The sequence below is a fragment of the Streptomyces sp. NPDC057287 genome (assembly GCF_042667905.1).
Lineage (GTDB): Bacteria > Actinomycetota > Actinomycetes > Streptomycetales > Streptomycetaceae > Streptomyces.
Map to the genome: position 1 here is coordinate 178317 of NZ_JBHUYV010000004.1, position 13361 is coordinate 191677.

13 protein-coding genes are annotated in these 13361 nt (G+C 71.5%); 10 read left to right on the plus strand and 3 right to left on the minus strand.

Features of this window, described 5'->3' with window-relative positions:
- Positions 1 to 447 precede the first annotated feature (447 nt).
- Entirely contained in the window at positions 448 to 1170 is a 723-nt protein-coding gene (locus ACFUNE_RS09640) for a FadR/GntR family transcriptional regulator (protein ID WP_383564474.1), read from the minus strand.
- 200 nt (positions 1171 to 1370) lie between these two features.
- Here ACFUNE_RS09640 and ACFUNE_RS09645 point away from each other — a divergent pair, with 200 nt between their 5' ends.
- The 4 genes from ACFUNE_RS09645 to ACFUNE_RS09660 all read left to right on the plus strand — a co-directional run bounded on the left by ACFUNE_RS09645 (position 1371) and on the right by ACFUNE_RS09660 (position 6028).
- The gene (locus ACFUNE_RS09645; RefSeq protein ID WP_383564476.1) at positions 1371 to 2606 is read left to right on the plus strand and encodes an SLC13 family permease; all 1236 of its coding nucleotides are present in this window, start codon (positions 1371 to 1373) and stop codon (positions 2604 to 2606) included.
- A 634-nt stretch (positions 2607 to 3240) separates the two neighbouring features.
- Entirely contained in the window at positions 3241 to 4332 is a 1092-nt protein-coding gene (locus ACFUNE_RS09650; RefSeq protein ID WP_383564478.1) for a GDSL-type esterase/lipase family protein, read from the plus strand.
- A 266-nt stretch (positions 4333 to 4598) separates the two neighbouring features.
- Positions 4599 to 5411: a hypothetical protein gene (locus ACFUNE_RS09655; RefSeq protein ID WP_383564480.1), complete on the plus strand. Its 813-nt coding sequence runs from the start codon at positions 4599 to 4601 to the stop codon at positions 5409 to 5411.
- An 89-nt stretch (positions 5412 to 5500) separates the two neighbouring features.
- Positions 5501 to 6028 (plus strand): GNAT family N-acetyltransferase, encoded by a 528-nt coding sequence (locus ACFUNE_RS09660; RefSeq protein WP_383564482.1) that lies wholly within the window; start codon positions 5501 to 5503, stop codon positions 6026 to 6028.
- Positions 6029 to 6098: 70 nt separating this feature from the next.
- On the opposite strand, the gene ACFUNE_RS09665 is transcribed toward ACFUNE_RS09660, so the two are convergent.
- Positions 6099 to 6986, minus strand: coding sequence for a helix-turn-helix transcriptional regulator (locus ACFUNE_RS09665; protein WP_383564484.1), 888 nt, complete (start codon positions 6984 to 6986; stop codon positions 6099 to 6101).
- A 252-nt stretch (positions 6987 to 7238) separates the two neighbouring features.
- Here ACFUNE_RS09665 and ACFUNE_RS09670 point away from each other — a divergent pair, with 252 nt between their 5' ends.
- From ACFUNE_RS09670 to ACFUNE_RS09690, 5 genes are all read left to right on the plus strand, one after another.
- Positions 7239 to 8255, plus strand: coding sequence for a zinc-dependent alcohol dehydrogenase family protein (locus ACFUNE_RS09670; RefSeq protein ID WP_383564486.1), 1017 nt, complete (start codon positions 7239 to 7241; stop codon positions 8253 to 8255).
- Between the two features lie 71 nt (positions 8256 to 8326).
- On the plus strand, positions 8327 to 8992 hold the full coding sequence (locus ACFUNE_RS09675; protein WP_383564488.1) for an SDR family NAD(P)-dependent oxidoreductase: 666 nt from the start codon (positions 8327 to 8329) through the stop codon (positions 8990 to 8992).
- 68 nt (positions 8993 to 9060) lie between these two features.
- Positions 9061 to 9210 carry a hypothetical protein gene (locus ACFUNE_RS09680; RefSeq protein WP_383564490.1) on the plus strand — a complete coding sequence of 50 codons (150 nt, stop codon included), beginning with the start codon at positions 9061 to 9063 and terminating at the stop codon, positions 9208 to 9210.
- Between the two features lie 60 nt (positions 9211 to 9270).
- Positions 9271 to 9684: a cupin domain-containing protein gene (locus tag ACFUNE_RS09685; RefSeq protein ID WP_383564493.1), complete on the plus strand. Its 414-nt coding sequence runs from the start codon at positions 9271 to 9273 to the stop codon at positions 9682 to 9684.
- Positions 9685 to 9969: 285 nt separating this feature from the next.
- Positions 9970 to 11247 carry a TerD family protein gene (locus ACFUNE_RS09690; protein ID WP_383564495.1) on the plus strand — a complete coding sequence of 426 codons (1278 nt, stop codon included), beginning with the start codon at positions 9970 to 9972 and terminating at the stop codon, positions 11245 to 11247.
- Positions 11248 to 11265: 18 nt separating this feature from the next.
- Here the strand turns inward: ACFUNE_RS09690 and ACFUNE_RS09695 are convergent, their stop codons facing one another.
- Entirely contained in the window at positions 11266 to 12447 is a 1182-nt protein-coding gene (locus ACFUNE_RS09695; protein ID WP_383564497.1) for a glycosyltransferase, read from the minus strand.
- Between the two features lie 58 nt (positions 12448 to 12505).
- On the opposite strand from ACFUNE_RS09695, the gene ACFUNE_RS09700 reads away from it, so the two are divergent.
- Positions 12506 to 13294: a glutamate racemase gene (locus ACFUNE_RS09700; protein WP_383564499.1), complete on the plus strand. Its 789-nt coding sequence runs from the start codon at positions 12506 to 12508 to the stop codon at positions 13292 to 13294.
- Positions 13295 to 13361: the final 67 nt, after the last annotated feature.

A 13361-nucleotide genomic window follows, 5' to 3' on the forward strand; every position in this document is an offset into this window, starting at 1 on the left:
CCACGATGTGCTGGTTGGGGAGACCCAATCTTGGGCTCATCCTTTTTATGCTGGTTCTATCCATCTGACCTGGCAAAACATCGTCAAAACTCCCATCACCGGCGGAGGCTATTTCGTCGGATGACCCGATGGGTGACGCGAAGTGGTGAATGGGCTACAAAGGGCGACGCCGCATGGGCATTTCCGCCCCCGGCCGAAGCTTCCCGGGGTCGCGGTCCGTCCGGATCCGGACGACTTAACCGTCGATGACGTCGAACGGGGCCACGGTCATGACGGTGCCCGCGCGCCGGGCCACCAGGCCCTGCGCGCCGTTGACCGACCGCTCCAGGAGTTCGAGCCCGGGGGCGGAACACGGGAAGCCGGGACGGAGCCCCGCCGCAGGTGCCGAAGCCCGGGGGCGCGCCGCACCAGGGTGACGCCCGCCGGAGCAGGGCCGGGAGGGCGCGTTCAGGGCGTCCCGTCGGTGGCGTCCGGTTCGGGATTCCAGTCCAGCAGCCTCACTTGGGCGACGGTCCGGACATGGCGCCGCATCGCCGCGGCCGCCGCCCTGCCGCGCCCTTCCTCGATCGCGTCGAGGATCGCCCGGTGCTGGGCCAGCGAGCGGCCGGGCCGACGGGGCTGGCGCAGCGATTCGTATCTGCTCTCGGTGATCTGGTCGGCGATGGCCAGCATGAACTCGGCGAGCAACGCACTGTGCGCGGCCGCGGTCACGGCCGCGTGGAAGCGCCGGTCGCCCTCGACGCCGTGGCCGCCGTCGGCGATCTCCGCGGCCATGTGGGCGAGCGACGCCCTCAGCGCGGTCAGATCCTCCTCGGTGCGCCGCTCCGCCGCGAGTTCGGCGAGTTTCGTCTCCAGGGCCTCGCGTGCCTCCAGGACGTCGGGCAGTCTGCGCCGCCGTTCGACGAGACGCTCGACGGGTTCGGCGTCCAGGCCGGTTCCGAGGAGGTAGGTACCGCCGCCGTGCCGCACCTCGACGAGCCCCTGCACTTCGAGGACGACGATGGCCTGCTTCACCGAAGCCCGGGAGACTCCCAGGCGCTGTGCGAGGTCGCGCTCCGGCGGGAGCCTGTCACCGACCACCAGACCGCTCTCGGCGGCATAGGAGCGCAGCCGGTCGAGCACCTGCTCGTACAGTCGTGTACGCCCCATGGGCCGCAGCGCGTCGGACATCCCCTGCCCCTGTTCACGAGAGCCCCCACGCCCTCTCGGCACCGCGCAGCCTAGCAGCGCCCAGTGGTCCGGAGGCTGAACCAAATCATGCGTGCCCCCTTGACGGCCGTCCGGGCTCCACCGACTCTGAGTGCCGTCAACAGGCTGAGTGGCTCGACCACTAGACCAATGAGGGTCGGCCCAGGACGGGAGCCCCCGCAATGTCCGCGGAACTCATCTCCATCCTCGTACTCGTGGCGGTCTTCGCGATCGCCACCACCCGCTCGATCAACATGGGCGCGCTCGCGTTCGCCGCCGCGTTCGCGGTGGGTGAGCTGGCCGCGGGCCTGGACGCGGACGGCATCTTCGCCGGGTTCCCAGGAGACCTCTTCGTCGTCCTGGTGGGCGTCACCTACCTGTTCGCGATCGCCCGGGCCAACGGCACCACGGACTGGCTGGTGCACGCGTCCATACGCCTGGTGGGAGGGCGTATCGCCCTGATCCCCTGGGTGATGTTCGTGATCACCGGGGCGCTGACGGCCATCGGCGCGGTCAGCCCTGCGGCGGTGGCGATCGTCGCACCGATCGCCCTGAGTTTCGCCGCCCGTTACGGGATCAGCCCGCTCCTGATGGGTGCGATGGTGGTGCACGGAGCGCAGGGCGGCGGCTTCTCCCCGATCAGCATCTACGGCTCGATCGTGAACGGCATCGTGGAGCGCGAGAACCTGCCGGGCAACGAGATCGCGCTGTTCCTCGCCTCGCTGGTCGCCAACCTGGCCATCGCCGGTGTGGTGTTCGTGGTGTTCGGCGGCCTGAAGCTTGCCCGGCACCGCACCACGGAGGGCGACGACGACTCACCGGGGCCCGTGGCGGAAGAGGCGAACTCCCGGCTCGACGCGCCCCGCACGGCCACCCTTCTCTCGCTCCTGGCCCTGGTCGTCGCCGTACTCGTCCTCGACCTGGACGCGGGCCTCACCGCCATCACCCTCGCCGTGCTGATCAGCGCCGTGTGGCCCGACACCAGCCGTCAGGCGGTCGGCGCGATCGCCTGGCCCACCGTGCTGCTCATCTGCGGTGTCCTGACCTACGTCGGCGTGCTCGAGGAGATGGGCACGATCACGTGGGCGGGGGAGGGGGTCGGAGGCATCGGAGTACCTCTGCTCGCGGCCCTGTTGCTCTGCTACATCGGCGCGATCGTGTCGGCGTTCGCCTCGTCGGTCGGCATCATGGGCGCGCTGATCCCGCTGGCCGTGCCGTTCCTCGCCCAGGGCGAGATCGGGGCGGTCGGAATGATCGCGGCGCTGGCGGTCTCGGCGACCGTGGTGGACGTCAGCCCGTTCTCGACCAACGGTGCGCTCGTCCTCGCCGCGGCGCCCGATGTCGATCGGGAGCGGTTCTTCAGGCAGCTGATGGTCTACGGCGGGGTCGTCGTCGCGGTGGTTCCCGCGGCTGCGTAGCTCGTCCTGGTGGTGCCGGGATTCGGGTGACTCCCAGCAGCCCCCGGGGACGGCTTTCGGTTCATCCGCCGGCCCGTCTCCACGCACGGACCGGTGGACGGGAACCGGCGCACACCGTGGCCGACAGCGCGCGGTCACTGACCGAAGCGAGCCCTGGGTCCTGGGGGCGGACCCATGACGGCGGCCGGGCGCCGCCGAGGCGCGGGGCCGGCAGGACGCCCCTGGCGAACTCGGCCTCCTTCACAAGGCGGTGCGCGAGGGCGCCTGATCTCCCGCCTCCCGTGAGGGCCTCCTCTGTGAACGACGTACGCGGATCCGGTCCGTGTGCCGCGTCCTGCGACTCGGCCCTGATCCGCGCAGCACGGACCCCCTTCCCTCCTCACGGAAAGGCACGTCCTTGATCAACTCACTCCTCGCCGCAGTCCGTCGCCGTCGGGCGGCGCCGTCCAGACGTGTCCCGATCGCCTTGGCCACCGCCTCGATGGCGGCTGCCCTCGCTCTCTCGGTCCCGACGACGAACGCCGTGGGTGAGGCCTCGTCCGGACCACCGCGCGGCGTGCCGAACTGGTCGACGTCGTGGGCCGGTTCGCAGCACGACCTCGGTCCCACTCCCTTGCGTGACCAGACCGTTCGCATGATCAGCCATCTCAGCGAGGGAGGTGACGCGCTGCGCGTCAGGATCCAGAACACGTTCGGCGCGACTCCTCTGACCGTGGACGCCGCCACTGTGGCAGCCACCGACGGGAAGAGCGCTGCCGTGCGGGGGCGCCCCCTTCCCGTCACCTTCGCCGGCCTGCCCGAAGCCGTCATCCCGGCCGGTGGCGAGCTCTGGAGCGACGCCACCACTCTGACGACCAGCGCGCAGAGCGACGTCGCGGTCTCCCTGTCCGTCTCCGGCACCATCGTCCCCGGGCGGCACCAGGCCGCCTTCCGCACCAACTACCTGACGGAGCCCGGCGCCGGCGACCACACCCGCGACACGGCAGCCGACGCCTACACGGAGACGACCGAGTCCACCTACCTGGTCACCGCCGTGGACGTGCGCAACCCGCGCCTGAAGGGAAGCCTCGTCGCGTACGGCAGCTCCGTGGTCGACGGCGTCGGCTCCACGAACTGCGGACCCGGTTGCACCCAACTGGGCACCCATCGCAGGTGGACCGACGACCTCGCCCGGCGGATCACCGCGGAACTGCCTCCCGCACGCCGGCTCGCAGTGGCCAACGCCGGCGTGAACGGCACCACCAGCGCCGCCGGCTGCCCGGATCTCGCCGAGCACCTGCGGGGGCTCGACGCGGGAGCACGCCTGGAGAGGGACGTCCTCGCACTCCACGGTGTCACCGGAGTCCTCTACTACTACGGAACCAACGACCTGCCCGCCGGATGTGACGCGGAACAGGTGCTGGCGAGCTATCGCGACACCTTCCGGCGTCTGCACGCAGCCGGGATCAAGGTGTACGTCACTCCGGTGACCCCGAGGCCGGGCTACACGGACGAGCACAACGAAATCCGGCACGCCGTCAACACGTTCGTCTCGAAGTGGAACAACTGCAGCGGCACCTGTGACGGCATCATGGGTTTCGACCAGGTTCTCAAGGACCCGTTGAGGCCCAACGCCATCAACCCGTCCTACGACACCGGGGACGGTGTCCACGCGAACATCGCGGGCCAGCAGGCATTGGCCGACACCCTCTCGCTGCCGATGCTCGCATCCTCCGCGGACCGGTGACAGCGTCCTGGAACAGGCCGTGAGGGGCGCGAGGGCCGCTGCCCGTCGCACGCGCGGTCACGTCCCGGGGCCGGCCCGATGCCGCCCGGGACATGACTCGACGCCTGCTGCCTGCCGGCTGCGAAGTGATGGGCCGTCCGGGGGCCGATCGCCGGCGTCGCGCTGGTGACGAGAGGGCGGTGCGGCTCATGAAGCCTGTGTGAGCAGGCAACTTCCGGGAAGTCTGACGAATGGCGAGCACACCACGTGCCCGGATTCGGAGAACCATGGTGACGTACGATCAGGATTTCGCCCAGCGGCTTCGGGAGGAGCTCGAGGACGCGATAGGCCACTACATGGTGGCGGTGGCGAGCAAGCTCCTCGATGACGGGCTTCCGGTGGCGAGCGTCTCCGCCTTCGGTTCGTACGACGATCCGGGCCAGGAGGACTTCGACGGTGACGTCGAGGGCAGTGTGGAATTTACGCAGGCGTTCCAACGGGGCCTGTCCACCGAGGAGGGTGGCGCGGGTCTTCTCTGGTGCGGCGTCTCCGGCTGGTGCCTCTTCCGCACACCGCGCGGATCAGGGCAGGTGCTCATGGACTCGGCCCGCTGGATGGGCGCCGGCCTGCTGCCGACGCCGGCACGAGTCGCCGCCTTCCTCTCCGAAGTACGACTGGATCCCTCGGTCGCGGGCAGCGACGAGCGGCCGTTCTACCGTGCACCGCGCAGCGAGCTCCAGGCCCTGCTCGACAGGCTCCAGGGGCTCGACAGCGGCCGGGACGCCGAAGAGCGCCACTTCGACCATCGGTTCGTGAGCGTGAGGACCGACTTCTACCGGCGACGCGTCTCCGAAGCGCTCACCGCGCCGAAGCAGGACATCGTCGACCTGTCACTGCACACGGGCGAACTCGACTCCCTCGTGCGGTTCCTGGAGTACGTAGAGGGCGTGGCGCCGAGCCATGAGGCCCGCGAGCTGGCGCGGAGACTCGGTTCGGACCTCTCGCTGAGAGCGAGAGACGGCCGCGGGAGCCATCACGAGCACCGGTCGGCCTTCGACTACGCGGTGTCCGCCGGGTCGCGTGACGAGTCGCAGGGCTGATCGCTCCGTCCTTCGGCGGACACGGTCGACGCCGGCACCCTCGCATAGGTTGGCCGCCTCACCCGACGCACCACCACGAGGACCGGCCCATGCGCAGCAGTACCAGGATCCGCCTGATCGAGCCCGGCGACGCCGCCCCCATCGCCGCACATCGGACGCGGGACGTCGAGGCCTTCCGGCGGTGGGAACCCGCCCAGCCGGCCGACTTCTTCACCCCCGAAGGCCAGGCGGAGCGCATAGACAGGCTGCTGACCGGATTCCGGGCCGGCGGGGTCTGGCCCGGCGTGGTGCTGGCCGACGACCAGGTGATCGGGCAGGTCACCGTCGGCGGCATCCTGCCGCAGCCGCACCTGCGCCGCGGCTCCGTCGGATACTGGATCGCCGGAGCCGCCCAGAACCAAGGGCATGCCGGGCGCGCCGTCGGGCTCGTGCTCCGGGTGATGACGGACGAACTGGGTCTGCACCGCGCCGAGGCGTCCACCAATCTGGAGAACCTCCCGTCGCAGCGGGTACTGCGCCGCAACGGATTCAGCCCGTACGGGGTCGCGCACTCCTCGATCTTCCTCGACGGGAGCTGGCGTGACGGGCTGCTGTGGGAGCGGATCCTCGGCGACTGAGCGCCCGCGGGGAATTCCCGGGCAGCGGCGCACGGCTCGGCCCTGTGCCGTGCGTGTCACCACGGGCACACTACGTGAGCGGTGACACCGGCGGGGACGCTTCCTGCGGTGCGGTCCAGGAGGCGAGCAGGCGCAGGGAGTCCTCCGAGGGCGAGCCGGGTTCGGCCGTGTAGACGGTGAGGGTGAGGCCGGGTTCGGCGGCCATGTCCAGGCCCTCATAGGCGAGGGTGAGGTCTCCGACGGCCTGGTGGCGGAAGCGTTTCGTGCCGGAGCCGTGATGGCGTACGTCGTGAGCACCCCAGCGGGTGCGGAACTCGTCGCTGCGGGTGGACAGCTCACCGACGAGATCGTGCAGGTCCTTGTCGTGGGGGTTGCGTCCGGCCTCGGTGCGCAGGATGGCGACGGTGACGTCGGCGGCCGGCTCCCAGTCGGGGTAGAAGCGGCGGGAGGCGGGGTCCAGGAAGGTGAACCGGGCGAGATTCCCCTGGTTGGCCGGGGTGGCGTGGATATCGCTGTAGAAGGCGTGGGCGAGTGCGTTCGTGGCGAGCACGTCCATGCGGCCGTTACGGACGAACGCGGGCCCGGCGGTGATCGCGTCCAGGGTCCACCGCAGGCTGCGGTGCGGCACCCACTGTCCCGTGGAGCGCCGGCGCCGGGGGCGGGTGAGCGCGTCGGAGCCGTCAGCAGCCTGTGCGAGATGGAGCAGGTGCGCGCGCTCGGCATCGTCGAGCCGCAGGGCTCGGGCGACGGCCTCCAGGACGGTCGGTGAGACCCCGGCGAGGCTGCCGCGCTCCAGCTTCGCGTAGTACTCCACGCTCATGTCGGCGAGGGCCGCGACCTCGCTCCTGCGCAGGCCGGGGACGCGCCGCCGGCTGCCGGAGGGCAGGCCGGCCAGCTCGGGGGTTATCTTCGCGCGCCGCGAGGTGAGGAACTCGCGGACCTCTTCACGGTTGTCCACACCTCGACAGTACGTCCCGCACGCCGGCGCAGGGGTGTACCGGCGGTACACCCCTTGACGGTGACTCGCTGCGCCCTCGAAATGCGGGTTACCTGGATGACGTGGTGCTTTTCGCTGCTGCCGTGCACACGGCCTGCGGCGGGTGGCACCCCGGCCCAGCGGGCGGCTCGCCGTCCGGACAGGCCCCGCACCCGCACCCGGCGGCTGCCCGCACCCCGGCAGCACGTCCTCCGTCCCATCAAGGAGCCCCTCATGCGCGGAGCAGTCATCCACGCCCCCGGCGACGTCCGCTTCGAGACCCTGGACGACCCGAAGATCCTCGACCCGACGGACGCGATCATCCGCACCGCCGTCACCTGCGTGTGCGGCTCGGACCTGTGGGCCTGGCGCGGCCTGGAGCCGATCGGCGATCCCCACCCGATGGGGCACGAGTACGTCGGCTTCGTGGAGGAGGTCGGCAGCGAGGTCACCTCGGTTGAGCCGGGCCAGTTCGTGATCGGCTCGTTCGCCACCTCGGACAACACCTGTGCGAACTGCCGCAACGGATTCCAGTCCAACTGCGTGCACCGTGAGTTCATGAGCACCTGCCAGGCCGACTACGTACGCATCCCCCATGCGCAGGGGACCCTGGTGGCCACCGACGAGCACCCGGCCGAGGAACTGTGGCCGAGCCTGCTGGCCGTGTCCGACGTCATGGGCACCGGCTGGTGGGCGGCGGACGCCGCCGAGGTCGGACCCGGCTCCACCGCCGTCGTGGTCGGTGACGGCGCGGTCGGCCTGTCCGCCGTGATCGCGGCCAGGGAGATGGGCGCGGAGCGGATCATCGTGATGAGCCGCCACGCCTCCCGCCAGAAGCTCGCCCGCGAGTTCGGTGCCACCGACATCGTCACCGAGCGGGGCGACGAAGGCATCGCCCGGGTCAAGGACCTCACCGGCGGTATCGGCGCCGACAGCGTGCTGGAATGCGTCGGCACCGCGCAGGCCATGCAGCAGGCACTCCACTCCGCACGGCCCGGCGGCAACGTCGGCTTCGTCGGCGTCCCCCACGAGGTCGCCGTCGACGGGCAGGAACTCTTCTTCTCCCACGTCGGCCTGCGCGGCGGCCCCGCCCCCGTCCGCCGCTACCTGCCCGACCTGATCGACCGCGTGCTGACCGGCCGCATCGAGCCGGGCAAGGTCTTCGACCTCAGCCTGCCGCTGGACCAGGTCGCCGAGGGCTACAAGGCCATGGACGAGCGCCGCGCCACCAAGGCCCTCCTCAAGCCCTGACGCCGCACACTGCTCCTCGTCCCGGGGCCGGGGCAGCCGCCGCCCCGGGCCCTCACCGGAAGGACCCCCTCGTGACCACGTTCGCTCTCATCGGTGCCGGCCCCGGCCTGGGGCTGGCGACGGCCCGCCGGTTCGGCGCCGCCGGCCACGGAGTCGCCCTGATCTCCCGCAGCGCCGGCCACCTCGACGCGCTCACGGCCGAGCTCGGCCGTGACGGTGTCCGGGCCCGCGGCTTCCCCGCCGACGTCCTCGACCCCGCATCCCTCACGGCGGCCCTCCGGGAGGCCGCCGAGGAGCTGGGGCCGGTCGAGATCCTGCAGTACAGCCCGGTGCCCCGCGCCGACTTCATGAAGCCGGTGCTCGACACCACCGCCACGGACCTCGACGACCCCCTGGCCTTCTCGGTCAAATCCCCCGTCACCTGCGTGAACGCGGTCCTGCCCGGAATGCGGGCCCTGGGCCGGGGCACCCTGTTGTTCGTCAACGGCGGCAGCGCGGTGCAACCGCATCCCGAGCGTGCCGGCACATCGATCGCGTTCGCCGCCGAGAGCGCCTACGCGCGCATGCTGCACGACGCCCTGGCCGGCGCGAACATCCACGCCACCCAGCTGATCATCCCCGGGGCGATCAGTCCCGACGCCGAGCACAGCAGCCCCGGAGCCCTCGCCGAGCGCCTGTACACCCTGCACATCGAGCGCAGCGGCTTCCGGCACTACGCCGAGCCGATGCCCCACTGACCCCGGCAGGACGAGGTCCACCGGACGGATCGGGCCGCACTCCTGCCCGCACGACAAGGAGCGGCGACATGCCCCGGCAGTCCGCGCCGAAGGAACTGGAGGCGCTCGTGCCCGATCTCGTCGAGGTGATCACCCACCTGTCCGTCCACGCCGGCCGGCCCAACCCCATGACCGCGGTCAGCCAACTCGAGAAGATCGCCGACGAGCGCGACGCCTGACCCCGGCGCGTCCACCCGCCGGCGTTCCCCGCACCACCGACCGACCAAGGAGCACCCGCCGTGGAACACATCACCCGGACCCCCACCGCCAAGGCCCCGGCCGAGCGCTTCACCGGCGACGTCTACCTCAACATGATCGAGACCCCCGCCGAACCGGCCCGGCTGGCCTCCGCCCTGGTGCGCTTCACCCCGGGCGCCCGTACCGGCTGGCACTCCCACGCCAACGGCCAGACCCTGTACATCACCGACGGCGCAGGTCTGGTCGGCACCCGGGACGGCGATGTCGTACGGGTGGCTGCGGGCCAGACCGTCAAGTGCCCGCCCGGGGAGGAGCACTGGCACGGCGCCACCGACACCACCTTCATGGCCCACATCGCCATGGTCGTCGGCGACGCCGACGGCGACGGCACCACCTGGCTGGAGCCCGTCACCGACGAGCACTACGCCGCGGCGCTCACCACCGCCACCCGCTGAGGGCTGCCGCGAAGCCGGCACACGTGAGGGGCCGGCCGCCCCGACGCGGGCCGGCCGACCCTCTCAGTGTGCCGAGCGGCTCGCCCCCGCGAGGCCCGGACGAATCCTGATCGCCGATGTGGGCGAATGCGCAGAACGGGACCCCGAGCGGTGCTTTGATCGTGTGAAGGGCGAGTACGCAGAGGCCTTCGGCGAATCGCGGGCAGCTGTCCCGTCGAGACTGTGGGCTCCCCGACGGGCCGGGGATTAGGTTGGCGGGAGACGCTCCGGGCAGCCGGACTCGTGATGGGGGCGAGCATGACCATGCAAAAGGGAACGAACGTCGCGGTGCCGGCGCAGGCCGTGCGGGTCGAGCTGGGCTGGCGTACCTCACCCGGAGCCCCCGACGTGGATGCCTCGGCGCTCCTCCTGGTGTCGGGAAAGGTGCGCAGCGACGCGGACTTCGTCTTCTACAACCAGCCGGCGCACGGGTCCGGCGCGGTGCGCCACGAGGGCAAGCGAACCGCCGGGGACGCCGTCACGGACAGCCTGGCCGTCGACTTCGCGCGGATGGAGCCGGTGATCGACCGCGTCGTGGTGGCGGCCTCGGCGGACGGCGGCACCTTCGGGCGGGTGGCCGGCCTCTACGTGAGGATCGTGGACGCGGCCGACGGCTCCGAGATCGCGCGCTTCGAGAGCGCGGACGCGACGGTCGAGACGGCATTCATCCTCGGTGAGCTGTACCTGCGCCAGGGCGCCTGGAAATTCAGGGCGGTGGGACAGGGCTACGACACCGGACTGGCGGGCCTCGCGACGGACTTCGGCATCTCCGTCGACGAGCCGCAGCAGGCCCCGCAGCCGCAGAGGGCGCCCCGGCCCCCGGCACGCCCGGCCGTACCCCGGGCCGCCCCGGCGCCGCCGCCCGTGCCTCCCGTCGTGCAGGCCGTGCGGCTGACCAAGGTCACCCTGACGAAGGACGCCCCTTCGGTGTCGCTGTCGAAACAGGGCGGAACGTCCGGAGCCCTGCGCGTCAACCTCAACTGGGAAGTGCGCAAGCAGTTCAAGAGCTGGGGCGCGAAGCTCGGCAGAGCCGTCGCCGTGCACGCCGACCTGGATCTCGATCTCTGCGCACTGTACGAACTCACCGACGGGAGCAAGGGAGTCGTCCAGGCACTCGGAAACGCCTTCGGTTCCCTCGGGCAGCCTCCCTACATCCACCTCGACGGGGACGACAGGACCGGCGCGGTGTCCACCGGTGAGAACCTCACGATCAACCTCGACCACAAGGACCGGCTGCGCCGTGTGCTGATCTTCGTCACCATCTACGAAGGTGCCCGGAGCTTCGCCGATCTGCACGCCACGGTCACGCTCCAGCCCCAGAACGGCGCGGCGATCGACTTCTCGCTCGACGAGTGCACCGTGCCGTCCACCGTGTGCGCGCTCGCGCTGATCACGAGCAACGGGGGAGACCTCACCGTGCAGCGCGAGGCGCGCTACCTCGTTCCCCAGCGGGGGGTGAGCCCCCAGCGGACCATAGACGCCGCCTACGGATGGGGCATGAACTGGACCCCCGGGCGTAAATGAGCCCTGCCCCGGCGGGGCTCAGCCTTCCGGTGCGGCCTCCGGGCGGGCGTACGTGCGCCCCTTCCAGGCCGCACCGCGCCCCCGGTGGTGCTGCACAGCCGAATCCATCGTCATCAGGAGATAGAGGGCCGCGGTGAAGGGCAGCAGCGGCGCCAGCCACAGCGACTGCCGGTAGTACCCGAGCATGGGCATGTACGTCCCCGCCATCACCGCCCAGGCCGCCCCGCCCGCCGCCGCGGCCACCGGATCGCCCGACAGCAGCCCGGCGAACACCGCTGCGGGCGGCGCGACGTAGACGAGGCCGAGGCCGAGGACCGTGCCGGCCAGTAGCACGGGGCTGTGCCGCAGTTGTGCGTACGCGCTGCGCGAGACCATCCGCCACAGGTCGGGGAGGCCCGGGTACGGCCGCACGCTGTCCACCCGGTCCGCCAGCCCCAGCCAGATGCGGCCGCCGGAGCGGCGCACCGCCCGCGCCAGTGACACGTCGTCGATCACCGCCTGACGGATGGACTCAGGGATGCGGGCCCGCTCGGCGGCACCGGCACGCAGCAGCACACAGCCGCCCGCCGCCGCGGCGGTCCGCGATCCCGCAGCGTTCACCCGGCGGAACGGGTACAGCTGCCCGAAGAAGTAGACGAAGGCCGGCACGACCAGCCGCTCCCAGGTGCTCGTCACCCGCAGCCTGGCCATCTGCGACACCAGGTCGAACCCGCCCGCGCCCTCGGTCCCGGCCGCCGCGACGAGTTCTCGCAGGCTGTCCGGTTCATGTGCGATGTCGGCGTCGGTCAGGAGCAGGAATTCGGGCTTCCGCTGCCGTGCCTGTGCCATCCCGTGCCGCAGCGCCCACAGTTTGCCCGTCCAGCCGGGCTCCGGCTCACCGGGGGCGACCACTGTCAGCGGCAGACCTCCGCACCGCTCGGCCAGCGCCCGGGCCAGCTCGCCCGTGCCGTCCCCGCTGCAGTCGTCGACCAGGAAGATCTCCGCGTCACCGGGATAGTCCTGGGCCAGCAGGGTCGGCAGGCTCATGGGCAGGACATCCGCCTCGTTTCTCGCCGGTACGACCACGGCCACCGAGGGCCAGCGTGCCGGTTCCCCGCGCACGGGGAGCCGTTGGTCGGTCCGCCAGAAGAACCCCTGGCCCAGCAGCAGCCACACCCACACGGTCAGTGAACACACGGCGATCCAGGCAAGGGCGCTCATCCGTCGAAGTCTGCCCCACTCCGAAGGTGCCGCAAGGGCTGTCGACTATGGTGACCGGGTGAAGATCGCACTCATGGACTCGGGAATCGGCCTGCTCGCGGCAGCGGCCGCCGTACGCCGGCTGCGGCCCGACGCCGATCTGGTGCTGTCGTCGGATCCCGGCTCGATGCCCTGGGGCCCCCGTACGCCCGAGGACGTGACCCAGCGCGCGCTCGCCGTGGCGCGCGCGGCGGCGGCCCACCGGCCGGACGCCCTGATCGTCGCCTGCAACACCGCCTCCGTCCACGCCCTGCCCGCCCTCCGTGCCGCACTGGAGCCCGGGCTGCCGGTCATCGGTACGGTCCCGGCGATCAAGCCGGCCGCCGCGGGTGGCGGCCCCTTCGCCATCTGGGCCACGCCGGCGACCACCGGGAGCCCCTACCAGCGAGGGCTGATCAACGACTTCGCCCGCTCCGCGGACGTGACCGAAGTGCCCTGCCCCGGGCTCGCCGACGCCGTCGAGCACGCTGACGACGAGGCGATCGACCGTGCGGTGGCCGCCGCGGCCGCGCTCACCCCGGCCGGCGTGACGGACGTCGTCCTCGGCTGCACCCACTACGAGCTGGTGGCCGGACGCATTCGCACCGCCGTGGAGGGCGACCGCCCCGGCCGGGCGCTGGTGCTCCACGGTTCGGCCGACGCGGTGGCCGCCCAGGCGCTGCGCCGTATCGGGGCGGACCCCGCTCCGTCGGCCGAACCGTCCGGCACCCTCACCGTTCTCCTCGGCGGACGCACCGCAGATCTCACCGAACCCGCTCTGGCCTACGCCGAGGGCCTGCTCCTCAAGGACGTCAGCCCCGCGATCTGACGCCGTCCGGCGCCCCGCCGGGGCCGCGCACCCCCTCCGAACAGGCGGGAACGTGGGTACGCTGCTT